This is a genomic window from Acinetobacter schindleri CIP 107287 (genome assembly GCF_000368625.1).
Lineage (GTDB): Bacteria > Pseudomonadota > Gammaproteobacteria > Pseudomonadales > Moraxellaceae > Acinetobacter > Acinetobacter schindleri.
On record NZ_KB849574.1, the window covers coordinates 521,982 to 542,190 of the forward strand.

17 protein-coding genes and 1 riboswitch are annotated in these 20,209 nt (G+C 44.8%); of the genes, 3 read left to right on the forward strand and 14 right to left on the reverse strand.

The genetic code is table 11. The features are described from left to right. Nucleotides 1-336: 336 nt before the first annotated feature. The 6 genes from F955_RS02655 to F955_RS02680 all read right to left on the reverse strand — a co-directional run bounded on the left by F955_RS02655 (nucleotide 337) and on the right by F955_RS02680 (nucleotide 8,419). Nucleotides 337-702, reverse strand: coding sequence for a YkgJ family cysteine cluster protein (locus tag F955_RS02655; protein ID WP_008305741.1), 366 nt, complete (start codon nucleotides 700-702; stop codon nucleotides 337-339). 94 nt (nucleotides 703-796) lie between these two features. Beyond that, nucleotides 797-1,594, reverse strand: coding sequence for an oxygen-binding di-iron domain-containing protein (locus tag F955_RS02660; RefSeq protein WP_004890755.1), 798 nt, complete (start codon nucleotides 1,592-1,594; stop codon nucleotides 797-799). A 183-nt stretch (nucleotides 1,595-1,777) separates the two neighbouring features. Next, nucleotides 1,778-2,353 carry a TMEM165/GDT1 family protein gene (locus F955_RS02665; protein ID WP_004890756.1) on the reverse strand — a complete coding sequence of 192 codons (576 nt, stop codon included), beginning with the start codon at nucleotides 2,351-2,353 and terminating at the stop codon, nucleotides 1,778-1,780. A gap of 71 nt (nucleotides 2,354-2,424) precedes the next feature. After that, nucleotides 2,425-2,568, reverse strand: a riboswitch (yybP-ykoY riboswitch). Between the two features lie 88 nt (nucleotides 2,569-2,656). Continuing rightward, the gene (locus tag F955_RS02670; protein ID WP_004890758.1) at nucleotides 2,657-4,684 is read right to left on the reverse strand and encodes a 2-oxo acid dehydrogenase subunit E2; all 2,028 of its coding nucleotides are present in this window, start codon (nucleotides 4,682-4,684) and stop codon (nucleotides 2,657-2,659) included. A gap of 2 nt (nucleotides 4,685-4,686) precedes the next feature. Continuing rightward, nucleotides 4,687-7,389, reverse strand: coding sequence for a pyruvate dehydrogenase (acetyl-transferring), homodimeric type (aceE, locus tag F955_RS02675; RefSeq protein WP_004890761.1), 2,703 nt, complete (start codon nucleotides 7,387-7,389; stop codon nucleotides 4,687-4,689). Nucleotides 7,390-7,720: 331 nt separating this feature from the next. Further along, on the reverse strand, nucleotides 7,721-8,419 hold the full coding sequence (locus F955_RS02680) for a M23 family metallopeptidase (protein WP_004813747.1): 699 nt from the start codon (nucleotides 8,417-8,419) through the stop codon (nucleotides 7,721-7,723). A 108-nt stretch (nucleotides 8,420-8,527) separates the two neighbouring features. On the opposite strand from F955_RS02680, the gene F955_RS02685 reads away from it, so the two are divergent. Continuing rightward, nucleotides 8,528-8,968: a DciA family protein gene (locus tag F955_RS02685; RefSeq protein WP_004890764.1), complete on the forward strand. Its 441-nt coding sequence runs from the start codon at nucleotides 8,528-8,530 to the stop codon at nucleotides 8,966-8,968. A 98-nt stretch (nucleotides 8,969-9,066) separates the two neighbouring features. Here the strand turns inward: F955_RS02685 and lpxC are convergent, their stop codons facing one another. From lpxC to murG, 7 genes are all read right to left on the reverse strand, one after another. Continuing rightward, nucleotides 9,067-9,969, reverse strand: a complete 903-nt coding sequence (gene lpxC, locus F955_RS02690; protein WP_004890767.1) for a UDP-3-O-acyl-N-acetylglucosamine deacetylase — start codon at nucleotides 9,967-9,969, stop codon at nucleotides 9,067-9,069. Nucleotides 9,970-10,095: 126 nt separating this feature from the next. Beyond that, entirely contained in the window at nucleotides 10,096-11,283 is a 1,188-nt protein-coding gene (gene ftsZ, locus F955_RS02695; protein ID WP_004890770.1) for a cell division protein FtsZ, read from the reverse strand. Between the two features lie 160 nt (nucleotides 11,284-11,443). Further along, nucleotides 11,444-12,706: a cell division protein FtsA gene (gene ftsA / locus F955_RS02700; protein ID WP_004813755.1), complete on the reverse strand. Its 1,263-nt coding sequence runs from the start codon at nucleotides 12,704-12,706 to the stop codon at nucleotides 11,444-11,446. A gap of 66 nt (nucleotides 12,707-12,772) precedes the next feature. Further along, nucleotides 12,773-13,627 carry a cell division protein FtsQ/DivIB gene (locus tag F955_RS02705; protein ID WP_004890774.1) on the reverse strand — a complete coding sequence of 285 codons (855 nt, stop codon included), beginning with the start codon at nucleotides 13,625-13,627 and terminating at the stop codon, nucleotides 12,773-12,775. A gap of 3 nt (nucleotides 13,628-13,630) precedes the next feature. Then, nucleotides 13,631-14,560 (reverse strand): D-alanine--D-alanine ligase, encoded by a 930-nt coding sequence (locus F955_RS02710; RefSeq protein WP_004813759.1) that lies wholly within the window; start codon nucleotides 14,558-14,560, stop codon nucleotides 13,631-13,633. Nucleotides 14,561-14,616: 56 nt separating this feature from the next. Further along, entirely contained in the window at nucleotides 14,617-16,065 is a 1,449-nt protein-coding gene (gene murC, locus F955_RS02715; protein WP_004890776.1) for a UDP-N-acetylmuramate--L-alanine ligase, read from the reverse strand. Nucleotides 16,066-16,077: 12 nt separating this feature from the next. Beyond that, nucleotides 16,078-17,175 carry an undecaprenyldiphospho-muramoylpentapeptide beta-N-acetylglucosaminyltransferase gene (murG, locus tag F955_RS02720; RefSeq protein WP_004890779.1) on the reverse strand — a complete coding sequence of 366 codons (1,098 nt, stop codon included), beginning with the start codon at nucleotides 17,173-17,175 and terminating at the stop codon, nucleotides 16,078-16,080. 412 nt (nucleotides 17,176-17,587) lie between these two features. On the opposite strand from murG, the gene F955_RS02725 reads away from it, so the two are divergent. Next, a complete protein-coding gene (locus tag F955_RS02725; protein ID WP_004890782.1) occupies nucleotides 17,588-18,787 on the forward strand; it encodes an MFS transporter in 1,200 nt (399 codons plus the stop codon). A gap of 43 nt (nucleotides 18,788-18,830) precedes the next feature. On the opposite strand, the gene gshB is transcribed toward F955_RS02725, so the two are convergent. Then, the gene (gshB, locus tag F955_RS02730) at nucleotides 18,831-19,778 is read right to left on the reverse strand and encodes a glutathione synthase (RefSeq protein ID WP_004890785.1); all 948 of its coding nucleotides are present in this window, start codon (nucleotides 19,776-19,778) and stop codon (nucleotides 18,831-18,833) included. Nucleotides 19,779-19,896: 118 nt separating this feature from the next. Between gshB and F955_RS02735 the strand changes: the two genes are divergently transcribed. Then, nucleotides 19,897-20,106, forward strand: a complete 210-nt coding sequence (locus tag F955_RS02735; RefSeq protein ID WP_004813770.1) for a DUF3565 domain-containing protein — start codon at nucleotides 19,897-19,899, stop codon at nucleotides 20,104-20,106. Nucleotides 20,107-20,209: the final 103 nt, after the last annotated feature.

The window sequence follows — 20,209 nt, forward strand, 5'->3', positions numbered from 1 at the left end:
TAATTTCCGTGCGCCATTATAAACAAATTTAGCTCTAAATTTCATTGCAATTGCAAAATTTATTTTGTCGAAATCTGGACTTAGATTTAATTTAACTGCCTAAATTTATAAATTCGACTATTCAATCAACAGTTTAAATATTCCAGCTTGGCAAGAAGAATTATTAAGCTTACAAAATCATTTATGCACTTCTTCTTTTCCACAGATAGTGAAATAAAAAACCAATCATTCAGCGATAATAATTTACCTGTAAATTTGAAGCTCAAGCATGCCAATATTTATCTCCAATAAAAAACAGAGCCGAAGCTCTGTTTTTTAAAATCTTAAATTCAAGATTTAACTGACGCGTTCAAAGTTATCGTCATTCTCGGCTTCATCCCGATCGATCTGGATGAATGGAATCATATTATGGGCAATGCGGGCTTTATTACACTGCGCATCTGCAACCTGTACTTCCTTACATGAAGTACTGCGTAGCTCATACATACCACAACTGACCTGCTCACCAATCGTACCTTGTAATGCAATACAGCGCGGATTTTTCTGATTGGTCCCTGCCATACACGAATACACCGATGTAACAGGTTCCGTATAGTGCTCCGGCATCGGAATACCCTCTGCCCAATAAAACGACACCCTGAAATGGGCGCAACATGCGCCACAACTTAAACATGCATCCTGTGTTGGAACTTGAGACAACATTTTTTATAAATTCTCGTCATCAAAAAGATTTTTTGGAATTCAAAAATATAAAAAATGTTGTTTTTTCACTCAAGTATTTTTTTAATTTTTCCTGTTATTCCGGACAGGTAAATACCGTTTCATCCATTAAGTCAGTGCCACATTCCAGGGTTTCAATCCAGTCCAGGAACTGATTGATCTGCTCTTTGCCCACAAACGGTGTACCGTGCTGTGGCACGATCATTTCTACATCCATGGTACGTACCATTTGTACCCAGAGACGGATCACCTTGTTATTACACATATAGCGCTGGTGAAAGCCTTTCATTTTCGGGATATGCGCCGCAAAGTTTTCTAGTGGACGCGAAGCGTCTTCGACCATAGACGCGCCCATATCGCCTGAAAACAGAATTTTTGCAATCGGGTCATAGAATTGGAAATTACCGACTGAATGCAGAAAATGAGCAGGAATTGCCACAATATTGGAATTACCCAGTTTGATAATCTGGCCATGATCCGGCAGCTCCACCAGACGATCTAACCAGTTACCTTTCATGCGGTCACTCATAAAAGCCGAGTTCAGGTGCGGCAAGAAACGTGCCCAGAGCTTGGACGCAACCACTGTGGCATCGGTATAGACTAACCAGCGCGGCATCGAAGTGATAATGTCCGGATCCTGATGCGAGGCCATGACATAGTCCAGATTGGCCAGACGGGTATATTTGTTCAGTTCCATGGTGAGCGGCACATAAGTCAGGTCACCCCCCGGATCCAGTACTGCCGCACGGTTATTATCAATAATTAAAAACTGGTTGGCCTGAACGCCTTCACCTTTTACCAAGCTGGTAAAACTAATGCACTTGTGGATGCCATCATCAAATAAAACCTGTGATGTGGTACGTTCAAAAGCCATAACTTTCCCCAATTTTATACATTTAAAAATGATTTTTGTGTTGTTGTTAACATATAAGTATTCAGAGAAACTTACAATAAATAAAAATGTCTATATAGCCTTATTTATCAGCATTTTGAGAGCTATTTCACAATAAAAAATCCCGAGTTTTTAGCTCAGGATTTAATATATTATTCTTATGAATTAGAAATAATAATGTTTGAGCAAGGTACCAATACCAATCAACAAGAAGATCAACGCACCAATTTTGTGAATCAAGGCGATTGGCAGGCGGTTTGCCAGCTTATCCCCAATAAAAACTGCCGGTGCATTGGCAATCATCATACCTATTGTGGTTCCCAGCATCACCCAAAGCACACTGTCAAAACGTGCTGCCAGGGCTACAGTTGCAACTTGGGTTTTGTCACCAATTTCTGCCAGGAAGAATAGGATAAAGGTCGCACCAAATACTCCCAATTTTTGCCATTTATTGATGCTAGAAGATTCATCACCAAGTTCATCCGGAATCAGCATCCAGATCGCCATGGCAATAAAGCCAATTGAAACAACCCATAACAACACATCTGGACTAATGACCGTGGTAATCCATTGACCTAATACCGCAGACAAACCGTGGTTGATCAAGGTCGCTAGCAAGATCGCAACAAGAATAGGAACAGGCTTTCTGAATCGCGCGGCAAGCAGCAAGGCAAGCAATTGGGTCTTATCGCCCATTTCGGCAAGTGCTACGACGGCAGTTGAAAGAAGGAATTCGTACATGTGTCTTTCTCTGGCTGGCATGTGCTACCGATGATTTACCCTTCCCGCCAGCCAAAATCTGCAGAATGGTAAATCAAAGGTCTTGCCAACAAAAGAAAGCTTCGAGAAGCTCATTTGGTTCTTTGCTATGATGACCATGTCCGGTTCAGGACAAATATGTTGACCATCACCCTTTCGCTTTGCGCAAAAGGCGGCTACTCCCCAATGAAGTAAGCTCATTATAATCAAGAGTATCCATATTTACAAATCGTAATATAAAAAAACCCTGCCGGAGCAGGGTCTTTCTATTAAAGCATTAATGAATTAGATCAATAGGCTACGAATATCTTTTAACAATTTGCTTAACTTATTGGTGAAGCGTGCCGCATCTGCACCATTAATCACACGATGATCGTATGACAATGACAATGGAAGCATTAAGCGTGGATCAAAGCCCTCACCATTCCAAACCGGTTGCATGGTCGCAGGTGAAATACCCAGGATTGCAACTTGTGGCCAGTTCACAAGTGGGGTAAACGCTGTACCACCAATTGCTCCAAGACTTGAAATCGTGAAGTTCGCACCTTGCAGATCTTTCGGCGAAAGTTTCTTATCACGTGCTTTTTGACCCAGTTCACCCAATTCTTTCGAAATTTGCTTAATGGATTTTTGATCTGGATTACGCAGTACAGGAACCGTCAAACCATCTGGTGTTGCGACTGCAATTCCCATATGGATTTCGTTACGCAACAGGACTGACTTACCGTCATCTGCCAAATGACCTGCAAATTCACGCTCTTCTTTCAGCAGGTGTGCTACTGCCTTGATAATGAATGACATAATGGTCAGGCTTAGGCCTTCTTTCTTAAAGTTGCCTTTAAGTTCATTACGCCATGCTTCAAGTTCAGTAATATCGGCCAAGTCGAACTGTGTCACTTGCGGGATGTAATTATTGAGAGACAACTGCGGAATAGAAACCTGCTGCAAACGGGTCAAGGCTTTCTCTTCCACGCCACCAAATGCATCGAAGCTTGGTAGTTTTGGCAAGCTTACGGGTGCAGCTGCGGCTGGCGCAACTGCAGCAGGTGCCGGCGCAGTCAGACGTGTTTTCACATATGCAAACAGATCTTCTTTCATCAGGCGCGCATGCGGACCAGATGCTTTGACTTCAGCAAGTACCACACCCAGCTCACGTGCAAGCTTACGAACTGCGGGACCAGCATAGACTTTGGCATTGGCAGCGTTCTGCTCTTTGGTGAGCTTGTCTGCATTTTGCGTTTCAGGTGCAGTAGTCTCAGCTTTTGGCACTGCAGCTGGTGCAGGTGCAGCTTTAACTGCTGGCACTTCTGCTTTGGGAGCCGGAGCTGTCGCAGGTGCTGCCTGCCCTGCAGCTTCAATCGTAATCAGAGCAATGCCTTCAGAAACGTTCTGGCCGAGCTCGACATGAATTGACTTGATCACACCTGCAGTCGTGCTTGGCACTTCGACAGTCGCCTTATCCGATTCCACCACGATGATACTTTGGTCTTTCTCAACCTTGTCACCGACCTGTACCAGAATTTCTGCTACAGCAGCTTTGTCGACACCCAAGTCAGGTACTTTCACTTCCACATCACCCGCAGGCGCTGCGGGTGCCTGTGTAACTGTTTCAGCTTTGGCTTCAGGTGCTGCTGGTGCAGAAGCCTGTTCAGCCGACTCAGGAGCTGCTTGCTGAGCCGGTGCTGAAGCCGCAGTTTTCACTGTCAGAATAACCACACCTTCTTTAACGGTGTCGCCTTCCTTAATTTGAATAGCTTCTACTGTGCCATCGACGGTGCTTGGAACTTCAACAGTCGCTTTATCAGACTCTACGACCACGATGCTTTGATCAACCGTGATTTCATCACCGACCTGTACCAGAATTTCACCCACCAGTGCTTTTTCTACACCGATATCTGGCACTTTCACTTCAACAGTCGCAGATGCAGTACTATTAGCAGCAGGTGCCTGGCTTTGTTTAGCCGCAGTGCCCGGCTGATGTGAAGCCACTTCCTGGAGGATTTCATCATCAGGTAATGAAGTCGGGGTATTTTCCGAAGTTTTATCAGACACATCAGCTTGCTGGGTTTCTACAGCATTGGCATCGTCTTCAGCCTCTAATTCAATAAGTACTGCACCTTCAGATACTTCATCACCCTGATTAACCAGAATGCTTTTTACCACGCCTGCTGAAGTGCTAGGCACTTCAACAGAGGCTTTGTCAGATTCCAGCAGTACAATACTTTCATCGATGGCAATGGTATCACCCACTTTCACCAGAATTTCAGCAACTGTTGCCTTATCTACACCAATATCAGGAGTCGTAATTTGCATGATTAGTTCTCCTCCTTATAGTCAGCAACAGCGTGTAGTTCAGGCGTTGCTTGTGGCGCCCATGCAACTGGACGGTCGGTATCCAGCTCGAAGCTAGAAATCGCATCTTTCACTAGACGAGCATCTACTTCACCTTCGTCAGCCAGTTTCTTCAATGTAGCAACCACAATATGAGCAGCATCTACACCGAAGTAGCTACGAAGTTTAGCACGTGTATCGGAACGGCCATAACCATCAGTACCTAATGCAACGAATGGGCGATTGTCTGGAAGGTAGGCACGGATTTGCTCACTATACGCACGCATATGGTCTGTTGCAGAAACTACAATACCGTTTGTGCCACGTAATTGCTGAGCAACCCAAGACTCTTTCACCTCTTCAGCTAATGGATGTAAACGGTTGTACTCTTCACACGCCATACCATCACGTGCCAGCTCATTGAAACTGGTTACGCTGTATACGTTTGAATGGATTTGATATTCTTCACGCAGGATCTTCGCAGCTTTGATCACTTCACGCAGAATCACACCTGAACCAAGCAACTGGACAGTAGCTTTCTCGTCTTCTTCCAGCAGATACATACCACGTTTGATGCCTTCTTCAACACCTTGTGGCATTGCAGGATGCTCGTAGTTTTCGTTCATTACGGTTAAGTAGTAGAACACACGCTCTTGATTCACGTACATACGCTTCAAGCCATCGTGAACAATCACGGCAAGCTCATAACCAAAGCAAGGATCATAAGAAATACAGTTTGGAATCGTATTCGCAAGAATATGCGAGTGACCATCCTGGTGCTGTAAACCTTCACCATTCAATGTAGTACGACCCGCTGTGGCACCCAGCAAGAAGCCTTGTGCTTGCGCATCACCTGCTGCCCATGCAATGTCACCAATACGCTGGAAACCAAACATAGAGTAGTACATGTACATTGGAATCATTGGCAGGTTATTGGTTGAATAACTGGTTGCCAATGCAGCCCAGGCACTCATCGCACCCGCTTCGTTAATCCCTTCTTGAAGCATGTGACCGTCTTTTGCTTCACGGTAATGCATCAATTGTTCCTGGTCTTCAGGCGTGTATTTTTGACCATGTGCAGCATAAATACCGAGCTGACGGAACATACCTTCCAGACCAAATGTACGTGCTTCATCTGGAACGATTGGAACCACGCGGTCTTTGATCGCTTTTTCTTTCAATAATGAAGAAATTAAACGGACCATCACCATGGTGGTTGATTGTTGCTTACCATTAGAACCTGCAAGTACTGCATCAAATACAGACAGTTCTGGAATCGCAAGCTGTTCGCTCTCCTTACGACGTGCAGGCAGGTAACCACCAAGCGCCTCACGACGTGCCTTCATGTATTTCAATTCAGGCGAGTTTTCGCTTGGACGGTAGAATGGAACTTCTTCTAACTGCTCATCAGTAAATGGCAAGTTGAAACGGTTACGTACATATTTCAACGACTCAAGCTGCATTTTCTTGATTTGGTGAGTCTTATTCACCGCTTCAATTTCTTCAGACAGGCCATATCCTTTCACTGTTTTCGCCAAGATGACGGTTGGCTGACCTGTGGATTTCATTGCCTCTGCATAGGCTGCATATACTTTGAACGGGTCGTGGCCACCGCGGTTCAAGTTATCGATGTCTTCATCGCTTAAACCTTTAACCAGCTCTTCAGCTTCTGGGTATTTACCAAAGAAGTGCGCACGTGTATAAGCACCACCTTTTACTTGGTAACGTTGGTAATCACCATCTACCGCTTCTTCCATAATTGCTTTTAGAGCGCCAGTTTCATCTTTGGCAAGCAATGGATCCCAATGACGGCCCCAAACGACTTTAATGACGCGCCAGCCTGCACCACGGAATAGCGACTCAAGTTCCTGAATGATCTTGCCGTTACCACGTACCGGGCCATCAAGACGCTGTAGGTTACAGTTGACTACCCAAATCAGGTTATCTAACTTTTCACGACCAGCCAGAGAGATTGCACCGGTACTTTCTGGCTCATCCATCTCGCCGTCGCCCAGGTAGGCCCAGACTTTACGATCTTCTTCCTTGATCAAGCCACGGTTCATCAAATACTTTTGAATGTGTGCCTGGTAGATCGACATAATTGGACCCAGACCCATCGATACAGTCGGGAACTGCCAGTAATCCGGCATCAAATATGGATGTGGATAAGAAGGTAAGCCAACGCCATCTACTTCACGACGGAAGTTATTTAAATGGTCTTCCGTTAAACGGCCTTCCAGAAATGAACGTGCATAGATACCCGGAGCACAGTGACCTTGATAATAGATCATATCACCGCCGAAGCTGTCGCTATTGGCACGGAAGAAGTGGTTAAAGCCTACATCATATAATGTTGCGGATGATGCAAAACTGGCCAAGTGGCCACCTAGATCATCGCCAGTTTTGTTCGCGCGAAGAACCATCGCCAGTGCATTCCAGCGGATCAGCGCACGAATACGGCGCTCCATGTCCTGGTCACCCGGCATAGGTGGTTGTTCTTCAACAGAAATCGTGTTTAAGTAAGGAGTATTTAAACGCTGAATGGGAACATGCTTAGCAATCGCGCGCTGATAAAGTTTCTCTAATAAGAAAGCTGCACGCTCAGTGCCCATGTGTTGCAAAACAGAGTCAAAAGCGTCTTGCCATTCTTGAGTTTCTTGCGCGTCTGTATCGCCATAAAACGCCATAATCTACTGTTCCTAAAGATCTACATTAATCGTTTATATGTATCATATTTAGGGCAGTGACAGGTATCGCCCACGCTGAATGCGCGAATGCTGGGGTATTTAGCAGCTAAATACCTGTTGATCATTTATTACACAAAGATACAAATCTGAGTCAGTAAAGAATCAAAATTATACATTGCTCATATTTTTTAGTGATAAATTAAGACCTGAAAGCAATAAATCTCCAGTTTCTCTCATTTTAGAAAGAGACCAGAGATTTATTACTTTTAAATATGGATGTGCTTTTTCTGTAGGTGTTATGTACAGGGTAGCTTAAATGACCTGACAGGCCTTATGGCAGCATGGCAAGATAAGTCGAAGGATTCTTGCGCTGACCGTCTTTTACTACTTCATAGTGTAAATGCGGGCCTGTACAGCGACCTGTACATCCTACGTTTGCAATGTGCTCACCTGCTTCTACGCGATCACCCACACGTGCAATCAGTCGTGAAGCATGTGCATAACGAGTCAGGTAACCATTACCGTGGTTAATTTCCACGTATTGGCCATAACCTGTACCCCAACCTGACTTGGTCACAATACCAGGACCCGTCGCATAGATCGGTGTACCGCTTGGTGCAGACATATCCAGACCAGAATGGTTTTCAGCGCGACCATTCATGGTACGACCACCAAAGTCAGAGCTGACACGTTTCAGGTTTGGCAGAGGATGTGCAACTAACCAGGAATATGGAGAAGATGAAAAACTTGAAGAAGATTTAGATGTAGACTTAGAAGCGCCGTATTTTTTCTCAATCGTTGCATTGTTGAGCTCAACTGGCTTCTCACGGAGCTGAACGCTTAATTTGGTTTCAGCAGGAATATAAACATCATCTGATTGTGTATATGCGCCCTGTGCTAAAGTCCGTGTAAGCTGCTCAAGACGATCGACGGAGCCACTTTCCTGATTTAGATCCACTAAATCTGCGAATGCTACAGAAGCAGCTGAACTCGCCAGGGAAAATGCCAACAAAATACGTCGCAAATGCATAAAAAACCTCTCTAAAACTGTTTTAATCGAGTTCCTTGGGTGATCTCTTCCTTGATATCTACCGAAAAGAGCGCATAAGATTAAGGCATAATCATGTAGGAATGATGTATGTCTGAACCTGTCAACGTTTTTCAACAAACAAGAAAACACATAAAAACAGGAAACTTCTCGTTTCTCTCATCACAAGTTGCTGCATGGCAGAAACTTACAAAACTCATTCAACCTTTGTTGCCCCAACCGGAACATTGGCAGGTTGTCTGCTATCAAAATGGTGTGTTAACGCTTACTGGTGAAAACCAGGCCATGATTTCTCAATTGGCCTACTTACAGAAGCAATACGTTTCACAACTCTCTCAAATTAGCGAATTAAAGGACTTAACCAAACTGCAAGTGTGTTTACGAAATCCATCCAAAACACCTTTGATTACAGAAAAATCCGAAAGAGCCTTAAGCCCAGAAACACAGGATATGCTCCGTAGTGCTGCTGACTTTATAAGCGACCCTAAGCTTAGCCAAGCTTTACTACGTTTGGCAAGCAATAAAAAATAACATACAAATCAAATTATGTTGATTTACAATGTAAATTGCGAGAACCAGTTCTCATTCTACATTGTTATAATATAACATACACACTAAAAGACAATGACTTATGTCACATTCACATAAGGAATTGGACAAGTTTCAATGTCATCAAATGTTACAATTTCATAGCTATCCGGATCACTGCTGACATTACGCAAAAGCTGGTTATTTAAGGCATGTCCAGACTTGTAACCGTCGAATTTAGCGATAATCTGGTGACCCATCAGATATAAGTCACCGACAGCATCCAAAATCTTGTGACGCACAAATTCATCTGAAAAACGTAACCCTTCTTCATTGACTACCCCAGTTTCATCCACGCCAATCGCGTTTTCCAGACTTGCACCAAGTGCCAGATTATTGGCTTTGAGATAGTCCAAATCTTTCATAAAGCCAAAGGTACGTGCTTCACTGACTTCATATACAAAGGTTTCAGTAGAGAAGTCGATGGTGGCAGACTGATATTCTTTCTTGAAAGCAGGATGATCAAAGTCGATGGTGAAGTTAAGCTGAAAGCCTTCATGCGGGCTAAAAGCCGCACGCTTATCATCAATAAGCGCTTCTACAGGTTTGATGATTTTAATAAATTTCTTTGCTGCCTGTAGCTCCTGAAGTCCACCCTGCATCAGTAGATAGATAAATGGACCGGCACTGCCGTCCATGATGGGCACTTCAGAAGCTGATACTTCAATAATCAGGTTATCGATGCCCAGACCGGCAATAGCACTCATGACATGCTCAATAGTACCCACTTTGGCATTTTCCTGAACCAGATTCGAGCACATGAAGGCTTCCTGGATCAGCATGGCATTGGCGGGTATATCAACCGGTGGATTCAGATCGATGCGTCGAAATACAATTCCCCCATCGGCATGGTGTGGCACGAAGTTAATCATGACTTTCTGCCCACTATGAAGACCGATACCGCTCGCTTTCACGACACGTTTCAGGGTACGCTGTTTCAACATGCTTTTATCATCTGTTCATCAACAAAACCGCTATACGTTAGCATATTTAGCCATTGATAAAAAACAAAAAGGTGGCCTTACAGCCACCTTTTCTGTTGAATCATCGTAAAAACATATTGTTACATATTACTTACGTTGTTGATTTTTAAGATAATCCTGAATACTCATTGGCGTTGGACGTGGGCTTGAAACAGAGGCAGCCGGCGTCGCTGCCGCACCTGTACCAGTTTGTTGACGCTGAATCGCTGGCACATCATCTTCATCTACTGCAGCCGGGGCTGTTGCAGGACGTGACTGCTGTACATTGGTACGTTTCGCAGGCTCAGCAGCATCTGCCGAGTTACGGGTCAGACCTGTTGCGATTACAGTTACGCTAATTTCATCACGCGCATCTGGATCGAATACGGTACCATAGAAGACTTGACCTTCGTCCAGATCCACGATCTGGTTCACAACATCGGTAATTTCTTCAATTTCACCGAAGGTTACATCATCACCACCAGTCACGTTAATCAGGATACCTTTGGCATTCATGATAGTGACGTTATCCAGTAATGGGCTGCGAATTGCCTGTTCAGCTGCCTGGCGTGCACGGTTTTCACCACGACCAAGACCTACACCCATCATGGCATAACCACGTGTGCTCATCGCTGTTTTCAGATCGGCGAAGTCAAGGTTGATATGACCTGGACGTACCACAAGATCAAAGATACTGCGTACTGCATTTAACAGAACGTCATCTGCCTTCTTGTAAGCATCTTTCATCGAGATGTCACGGAATACTTTCAGCAGGCGCTGGTTTGGAATGATGATCAGGGAATCCACGTGCTGTTCCAGGGCTTGAATACCTTTCTCAGCGGACTGTAAACGGCGTTTACCTTCAAAGTTGAATGGCGTAGTAACGACACCAACTGTCAGGATACCCATTTCTTTAGCAATTTCTGCAACCACTGGTGCCGCACCGGTACCTGTACCGCCGCCCATACCAGCAGTCACGAATACCATATCTGTGCCTTCAAGATGCTGGCGGATCAGTTCACGGCTTTCTTCTGCTGCCGCTTGACCGACTTGTGGGTTTGCACCTGCACCTAGACCACGGGTACTTTGTTCGCCCAGCTGAATTTTAAATTCAGCTTCCATGCGATCCAGTGCCTGTTTGTCAGTATTGGCACAGACAAATTTTACACCCTGGATGTCTGATTGCAGCATATGCTGTACAGCATTACCACCCGCACCCCCTACACCAAACACAGTGAAACGGGCTTGACCAATGCTATCGTCTTGATCGTCTTCAAAAAATTCAAATGAGGCCATGACCTATAAAATTCCTAATTTAGTACTGGCAGTCACTAAGCCCGTATACTGCCCTGATCTTAATAAAAAATTGTTTTTAAGAATGCTGCTCCACAACTCAGTTGTCAAGTGCAGGCATTTTTTACTACAACTTCTCAACAATATTCACAATAAATGTCGACTAAAAAATTGACTTCAATGTTTCATTAAAGCCTGACCAAGCACGTTTAACGCGCTGAGTCACTGACAGTCTTTCATTTTCTTCCGATTCTACGATGGTTTCCTGCGCGTCACTCTGGCTGAACATCAGCAGACCTGCAGCTGTAGCGTACTGCGAACGACGCAGCGCTGCCTGATGTGCTTCATCTGCATGTACTGGCGCTGGCGGATTACCCAAATGCGCCGATATACCTAAAGTGCGGCGTACATAGCTGACCATACCTTCAATATGGCTGGCATCACCCGTTAATACCACACCATGGTACAGCCCCTGCATTGCACCACTGTTTTCCAGTTCATCACGCACCAAGCCCAGAATTTCACTATAACGCGCAATAATAATCTCGGTCAGTTCAATCCGGCTAATAGTCTGCGGACCATCAATACCCTGGAACTGAATCATATGGTCCGGTTTTACCACTTTCAGATCGACACAACCATATAACAGCTTAATACGTTCAGCTTCTTCAGTGGTAGTCTGTAACACCGCTGCGATATCACGTGTTACATGTTCTCCACCACGCTGAATGGTATGGGTAAGTGCCAGACGACCATCCAGATAAACTGCAAGATTTGTGGTTCCGGCACCGATGTCGACCAGACATACCCCATACTCTTTTTCATCTTTCAGCAAGCTGGCTTCAGCAGTGGCCAGACATGATACCACCATGCGCTCTACACCAATATTGGCACCTTTCAGGGCACGGTCAATATTCTGCATGGTGCTAATTGGCAACATCATTAAATGATAATGCCCAGTCATGCTGTGCGCCGACATACGGATCGGATTCAATACCCATTCCGGTGCATCATCCAGCTCAAAACCTAGTGGAACTGCGCTAACCAGGTAATGATCTGAGATCTGATGACTGGCTTTGGCCAGTTCAAGCGCACGCACCACTTCACTGGTGGTAATTGTATGTTCTGTATTGTCAACTGAAGTACGGCCTGAAGCATAAAAGCTTTTCAGCTCCGCACTTGGAATTGAAATCCAGGCTGAATGTACACGGCATTCCGCCATGTCTTCCGCTTCTTGAACGGCATTTTTTATTGCGGTAATGACTTTATCGAGACTTACAATTTTCCCTTTATTCATGCCTCGGTTACGAGCAGTCGCCATCCCAATGACCTGGATATTGTCTGGCGCATGTACCTTACCAATCAAAACTGAAACTTTGTGCGTCCCAATGTCAATCGCAACAACTGAGGGAACAGCTTCATTCATTATTCGTTACTACCATTACCTGTGTTTAATTTATGGCTCTAAGCCTCTATTTTTCAAAGCCGAACATTATGGCTTTACTGTAACGCCGTTCTCAACGCCGGTGTCATTATTCGTTACAATAAAATGACCATTTTGTATCTTTGGTGGAACTGCATTCTTCCACTGAATCGCAAGCCCATTTCTATAGCGCAGATCAATTGAAGAAATTCTAGACCAAACTGGCTTCAAATCGCTATAGGAAAGATGGCTAAGACGTTGCAGCTTGCTCATGGTTTGATCCTGATCCACAATCACGCGTAATCCCGAATCAAACTGCATAAACCATGTCATGCGCTCTGTTAGATATAATTCTTTTAAACGAATGCCATGCGGTGCGAACAGCTGATTAATTTCGTTATAGCGACGCATCATGGTTTTGGCCTGGCTGGCAGGACCATGCAGTAACGGTAATTCAGGATAACTGCGAGGAAGTACTTCAGTAAAAATTTTCCCGCTATCACTGAGCAGACGTCCAGTGCCCCAACGTGCAATTGCATGGTGCGGCATTACCCTTACCCGAATTGCATTCGGCCAGGCACGTGATACCACAACACGATCTACCCAAGATAATTCTAGAGTTTTATCACGGACTGATCTTAAATCCGAGGTAAAATAATTTTCGGTAATAATTGGCGATACATGTTGCAGGATCTGACGTTCTTCTGCCACCGAACGAAAACCAATCACCTCAAGCTCTGCTACCTGGGCATCGGTCATCACACGATAGAATCCCAGTATTCCTGCAGCAAGTACTACAAACGCCACACACAGCAGTAACCAACCACCTAGATTGGCCATTTTTTCTTTTCGTGTGGGCGGCTTGTCGTGAATTGATGTAATCGCAGCACGTTTGCGGCGCATGGATGCAGGAAGTTGAGCCATATCTTAGTGAGCCACACCGTTCAGAGTTTGTTCCAGAATCGCCACACATAGCGCTTCAAAACTATAGCCTACTGCTGCTGCCGCTTTTGGCACCAAAGAATGACTGGTCATGCCTGGCACCGTGTTCACTTCCAGTAGCCAGAACTTACCGTCCTGATCCTGCATGGCATCAATACGACCCCAACCGCTAGCACCTACTGCCTGGAAAGCCCGTAAAGCCAAGGCTTGCAGTTCTTTTTCTTCTGTTTCGCTTAGACCGCATGGAATGCCGTACTGTACATCATTACGGTTATATTTGGCTTCATAGTCGTAAAAAGCCACATCTTCTGGTGGTTGCAAACGAATTACCGGAAGTGCCTGACCATTTAACAAAACAATAGTGAATTCACGACCGGTAATCCATTTCTCTGCCATCACAATGGCATCATGTTCAGTCGCTTTCGCAATGGCAGTGGCGAAGTCTTCGATTTTCTCAACCTTGCTCATACCAATGCTTGAGCCTTCATGCACTGGCTTGATAATCAGTGGCAAGCCCAGTGCTGCAACGATTTCTTCAGCATTCGAATCTTTGGTCACAATACGGTAAGGTGCTGTTGGCAGTTCTGAACCTTGCCAAACCTGCTTGGTTTTAACCTTGTCCATACCAATCGCTGAACCCTGTACGCCTGTACCGGTATAAGGAATATTCAGCCACTCCAGTGCACCTTGAATCTGACCATCTTCACCACCACGACCATGCAGCACAATGAAAGCACGATCATAAGCCGTCAGCTCCGTGATGCTACGCTCCTGAGGATCGAAGCCTTCGGCGTTCACCCCAGAACGCAGCAATGCCTCAAGCACTGCCGTACCACTGTCTAGCGAAACCTCACGCTCTGCAGATTTACCACCAAGCAATACGGCAACTTTTCCGAATTTTGAAGCATTTGACACGTTTATATCCTTAAACTTTTAAATCTGGTCAATTCTATCTGAGCCACACACGGCGACTACTTTACATATAGATGATTCTGAGCAAGTTCAATTGAAATTGCACCTACATTACCGGCACCCTGAGTCAGCAGCAGGTCATTTGCTTGTAGCACATTTTTCATGACATTGCTGAGGTTTCCTTCAACCGGATCAACCAGAATCGGCTCTACCTCACCACGCAGACGAATACTGCGCGCCAGAGCACGGCTATCTGCACCAACGATTGGTTTCTCCCCTGCTGAATAAACTTCTAGTAATAACAACTGATCTACCGTGGACAATACATCAACAAAGTCTTCAAAACAGTCACGGGTACGGCTAAAACGGTGCGGCTGGAACATCATTACCAGACGACGGTCTGGATGGCTGGCACGTGCCGCCTTGATGGTTGCTTCCACTTCTTTAGGATGGTGACCATAGTCGTCCACCAGCTTCACATCACCGCCTTCAAGCTCAAACTGACCTTGCACCTGGAAGCGACGACCAACACCGCTAAAGCTTTCTAAGGCACGGCAAATCGCAGCATCAGAAACGCCTTCATCAGTCGCAATACCAATTGCTGCCAGTGAATTCAGAATATTATGTGCACCCGGCATATTGATCGTAACACGCAGCGGCTCACGATCTTTACGCAATACCGTAAAGTGCGACTGCATGCCATCCTGTTCAATATCAACTGCACGAATGTCATTGTCTTCATTGAAACCATAGGTAAGGAGTGGGCGACCGATCCGCGGCATAATTTCGCGTATATTGGCATCATCACCACATACCACGGCTAGGCCGTAGAACGGAAGTTTTTGCAGGAACTGAACAAAAGTATCTTTCAGCACGTCAAAGCTGCCGCCATAAGTATCCATATGATCAGCATCGATATTGGTGACAATCGTCGCCATTGGTTGCAGGTGCAGGAAAGAGGCATCTGATTCATCTGCTTCTGCCACGATATAACGACTGGCACCCAATGCAGCATTCACACCCGTACGATTCAGCAAGCCACCGATCACATAGGTTGGATCAAGATTTTCTTCGGCCAACATACAAGTCACCAGACTGGTGGTTGTCGTTTTACCGTGAGTACCTGCTACTGCAATACCGTGACGGTAGCGCATCAATTCACCCAGCATTTCAGCACGGCGAACCACTGGAATACGCTTTTCAATCGCAGTCTTAATTTCCGGATTTTCAGGATCAATGGCGGTTGAAACCACAATGACATTGGCACCCTGAATATTTTCAGCGGCATGACCGATGTAAACCTTAATTCCATTTTCTTCCAGCTGAGCCGTGGTTTTGGACGCTTTAATATCTGAACCAGAGACTTTATAACCCTGGTTTTTCAATACTTCAGCAATACCACACATGCCAGCACCGCCGATCCCCACAAAATGAATGTGTTTGATACGGCGCATTTCTGGCACTTTGATTAATTTTTTCGCTTGGTCAGCTGGAGTTGATGGAGACATAATTTACTCGGTTTACAATTCTTGAATTAAACGAACCACGTGTTGGGTTGCATCTGGTTGAGCCTGCTGGCGTGCTTTTACAGCCATTTCCATAAGAAGCTGGCGATTCAGCATCGGTTCCAGCAACGCTTTTAAACTGTCTGGGGTCATTGTGGCTTGCGGGCAGATTTTTGCTGCGCCAAGATTTGCCAGGAATCGGGCATTGGCGGTCTGGTGATCATCTACCGCACTTGGTAATGGCACAAAGATTGCGGCCACGCCTGCTGTGGCAATTTCAGTTACGGTCAACGCACCGGCACGGCAGATAATTAAGTCCGCATCGCTATAGGCCTGTGCCATATCTTCAATAAATGGCTGTACTTCAATATTTAAAGTTGCAGGTGCATCAGCATAACGGGCACGGGTCGCATCTGCATGATTTTGACCACACTGATGATAAACATTTAATGGGACATTCAGCTGTTTTAAGGCTTCAGGCACACATTCATTGAGTGCCTGAGCGCCCAGTGAACCCCCGACAATTAAAATACGCAGTGGCTGGCCAGCTTTTTCCCGTTCCTGATAACGCCAGGACGGATTGAAAATTTCAGTAATTTCTTTACGTACCGGATTGCCTGTAGTGACAATTTTATCCTGGGCCGGAAAAGTATTCGGAAATGCCTGACAGACTTTTTTGGCAATACGGGACAGCTGGGTATTGGTAAAACCGGCTACAGCATTTTGCTCATGAATAATCACGGGAATGCCCAGCATTCGCGCTGCTAGACCACCTGGACCGGCGACATAGCCACCAAAACCGGCGACAGCATCCACCTTCAGCTGTTTCATATACTTCATGGCGCTAAGAGTGGCTTTTAGAATTTTAAACGGTGCCACCAATTTACGTACTACGCCATTGCCGCGCACGCCTTGAATATCAATCTGATAAATTGGAATATTATGGTTTTTTAAAAGTCGGTTTTCCATGCCTGCCGGAGTTGCCAACCAGGACACTTTGATCCCCTGCTGTTCTAAGTCTTTTGCAACGGCTAACGCTGGAAATACATGTCCACCGGTACCTGCGGCCATCATCATGACATGTTTAGGCTGTTTTTGCTGAGCATCGGTCACGGTCTAATTCTTCAATTCTAAAATATAAACAGGATGTGTAATTTAAGTCGTCAATTGTAATCACAATCGCTAAGCCATGAAAGTTTATTTACTTTATTTCAACGAGCGTTTCATTGTTTTTTTTCACACGATTTTAAAGTTTAAACTGTATTTATAATCAGGTCTGCATTTTTATTCAATTTTCAGAAAAAAAACGGATTTTATTAATTGATTTCAATGATTTCTTTTTTATAGATATAAAACAGATTTTATCGCAGGATGAAGCGAAAACATTATTGCACTGATCACTATTTTTCAGACCTAAACTTAGGTCTAAACAGCATGAAATTTATTCTTTTTCTATGTTATTTATATTCTTAATAAATAACATCAATTCTTTAATGAATTGATTTAACAGATAAAGCGATGACAGATGTCAAAAATTTCAGTGCATGATAGCTGGGTGATCCTGGCAGGTTATCTGGCGGCCATTCATGTCGGCAAACTCTCTGCCGTAATTCCAATTTTGCAGCAGGACTTAGGACTCAGTTTTACCCAAGCAGGTTTTTCCCTGTCTCTGGTTCAGGGCGCAGGCATGCTGTTTGCACTCAGTATTGGTGCATTCTCTGAAAAATTTGGTCTAAAACGTTGCCTGATTCTGGCGCTAACGATTCTAGGGTTCAGCAGTATTGCCGGACTCTGGACTCAGCATGTCGCTGCATTATATTTTTTTCGTTTTACTGAAGGCATCGGCTTCCTGACCATCTCCCTGTGTGCACCAGCCATTCTGAAAAGGATCAGCCGGCTAGAACATCTGAATTTCAAGATGGGGCTGTGGAGTTCCTATATGGGTGTAGGGGTGAGTCTAGCCGTTCTGTGTATTCCGATATTGCTGGAATGGCTGCATTGGCAGACCATCTGGGTTTTACTCGGTGGATTGTGTCTGTTGATTGCCTTAATGGTACATCGTTATCTGCATCTTGAACCGCAAGTACCTACCTCTGAAACCGCATCATCATCGGCTACCAGTTCTTCTTTCTGGGAAATTGTTCGGGTCACCATTACTCATCCACCAATTTTATGTCTGGCGGTAATTTTTGCCTGTTATACCAGTCAGTGGCTGACTGTAATCGGCTTTTTACCGAGTATGTATGTCGCGAATCAGATTGATTTAAAAACTGCAGGTATATTGGCTTCACTGGTCGTGGTTTCCAATCTGGGTGGTACCTTTGGTGCCGGTATGCTGTTGCAACGTGGCTGGCAGCCGAAAACCCTGCTCTGGACTGGTTTTATCAGCATGATGCTGACCAGCTTTCTGGCCTTTGCTGCTCGTTCCTGGTTGATGTTGGAATTACAGGTACTGAGTGCTGTATTGTTTTCACTGATTGGCGGAATTATTCCGACGACTGTTTTTGCCATTACTCTGAAATATGCACCTCAGGCCAATGCCGCGGCAGCCAGTGTCGGCCTTGTTCTTCAAGTTTCGGCATTTGCACAGTTTTTTGTCCCGCCACTGAGTGCATCACTGGTTTCTGCGACCGGACAATGGGCCAATATTGCACTGGTTACTGCCTGCCTTTCGGTACTCGGTCTGATGATGAGCAGCTATCTGTTCCGATGGCATGGTAAATAAAAAGAGCCTCAATGGAGGCTCTTTTTATTTATAATTACAAAACTTAGGCCTGCTTGACCCCTGCTTCCAGCACATCAAACAGGTCATCCGCAATCGAAGTCCCAAACTGGGTATCAATTTCACGGATACAGGTTGGACTGGTCACGTTAATTTCAGTGACATAGTTACCAATCACATCCAGACCCACGAAGACCAGACCTTTTTCACGTAAAAATGGGCCAACTTTTGCAGCAATGGCTTTATCATTTTCAGTTAAAGGACGCGCTTCCCCCAGACCACCTGCTGCCAGGTTGCCGCGCACTTCACCATTTTGGGGAATACGTGCCAGACAATAAGGTACCGGTTCACCATTTACCATCAAAATACGTTTATCGCCTTCAACAATTTCTGGAATATAACGCTGTGCCATGATGGGCTGAGTCCCATTATTGGTCAGGATTTCGATAGTCGAACCGATATTTACTCCGTCCTGATACAGACGAAAAATCCCCATTCCCCCCATGCCATCTAAGGGTTTAACAATGACATCACCATGATCTTTAATGAATTCACGTATCAGGCTTTGTTGTGAAGTCACTAAAGTTGGTACTTGCAGTTCCGGGAACTGGGTGGCAAACAGCTTTTCATTACAGTCACGCAGGCTTTGCGGCTTGTTAATGATCCAGGCACCTTCACGTTCAGCCTGTTCCAGGATATAAGTTGCATAGACAAAATTCATGTCAAAAGGTGGGTCTTTACGCATTAACACCACATCATATGCCGCGATGGATTCTTTACGCTTTTCACCTAATTCATAGTAATGATTATAGTCTTCAAACACTTGTAGTGGTGAGATCAAACCAAATGCTTTACCCTGATCAATATACAAATCTTGCTGTAATGCATAACCCAGTTCATGACCACGGCGTGCGGCTGCCCAAAGCATCGCCATGGTTGAATCTTTTTTCAGGTTTACATTTTCGATGGGATCCATCACAACAAGTACGCGCATATTTCTGTGCTCTTTTTTCAAAATGAATTTGGCAATGAGTATAGCCGAGATTATTCTTTTGTTTATTCAGATTTTGCATGAGTATGTATGCATTCTTGTGTTAAGGATGAATCTAAAGATGTTGCAAGCTATCGTCGGTTTTCATTTAGATGAGGAAAATCATTGGGTCGCTGAACTGGCCTGTGGACATGGTCAACATGTACGGCATGATCCGCCCTGGCAAAACCGTCCCTGGGTCATGACTGAATCAGGTCGAAGGGAAAAACTGGGCATAGAACTGGACTGCAAAAAATGTGAGGAAACACAGCAGTCCGATAAAGATGATTGATTAGAATAACCCTGACTGCTCATCACAAGCTTTCTAATTTTTAAATAAATCTTTCAGCTTCTCTGGAATATTTAAACTATCTGCATTGTTAAGTGGTCCTGTA

What these genes read in the sequence shown, in the direction of transcription:
- lpxC (WP_004890767.1), bottom strand. Translation starts at nt 9,969, where the DNA reads ATGTTGAAACAGCGTACCCTGAAACGTGTCGTGAAAGCGAGCGGTATC.
- F955_RS02660 (WP_004890755.1), bottom strand. Translation starts at nt 1,594, where the DNA reads ATGGCTTTTGAACGTACCACATCACAGGTTTTATTTGATGATGGCATC.
- F955_RS02665 (WP_004890756.1), bottom strand. Translation starts at nt 2,353, where the DNA reads ATGTACGAATTCCTTCTTTCAACTGCCGTCGTAGCACTTGCCGAAATG.
- F955_RS02680 (WP_004813747.1), bottom strand. Translation starts at nt 8,419, where the DNA reads ATGCATTTGCGACGTATTTTGTTGGCATTTTCCCTGGCGAGTTCAGCT.
- F955_RS02725 (WP_004890782.1), top strand. Translation starts at nt 17,588, where the DNA reads ATGTCAAAAATTTCAGTGCATGATAGCTGGGTGATCCTGGCAGGTTAT.
- murC (WP_004890776.1), bottom strand. Translation starts at nt 16,065, where the DNA reads ATGTCTCCATCAACTCCAGCTGACCAAGCGAAAAAATTAATCAAAGTG.
- F955_RS02705 (WP_004890774.1), bottom strand. Translation starts at nt 13,627, where the DNA reads ATGGCTCAACTTCCTGCATCCATGCGCCGCAAACGTGCTGCGATTACA.
- gshB (WP_004890785.1), bottom strand. Translation starts at nt 19,778, where the DNA reads ATGCGCGTACTTGTTGTGATGGATCCCATCGAAAATGTAAACCTGAAA.
- F955_RS02670 (WP_004890758.1), bottom strand. Translation starts at nt 4,684, where the DNA reads ATGCAAATTACGACTCCTGATATTGGTGTAGATAAGGCAACAGTTGCT.
- F955_RS02735 (WP_004813770.1), top strand. Translation starts at nt 19,897, where the DNA reads ATGTTGCAAGCTATCGTCGGTTTTCATTTAGATGAGGAAAATCATTGG.
- aceE (WP_004890761.1), bottom strand. Translation starts at nt 7,389, where the DNA reads ATGGCGTTTTATGGCGATACAGACGCGCAAGAAACTCAAGAATGGCAA.
- ftsZ (WP_004890770.1), bottom strand. Translation starts at nt 11,283, where the DNA reads ATGGCCTCATTTGAATTTTTTGAAGACGATCAAGACGATAGCATTGGT.
- ftsA (WP_004813755.1), bottom strand. Translation starts at nt 12,706, where the DNA reads ATGAATGAAGCTGTTCCCTCAGTTGTTGCGATTGACATTGGGACGCAC.
- F955_RS02685 (WP_004890764.1), top strand. Translation starts at nt 8,528, where the DNA reads ATGTCTGAACCTGTCAACGTTTTTCAACAAACAAGAAAACACATAAAA.
- F955_RS02655 (WP_008305741.1), bottom strand. Translation starts at nt 702, where the DNA reads ATGTTGTCTCAAGTTCCAACACAGGATGCATGTTTAAGTTGTGGCGCA.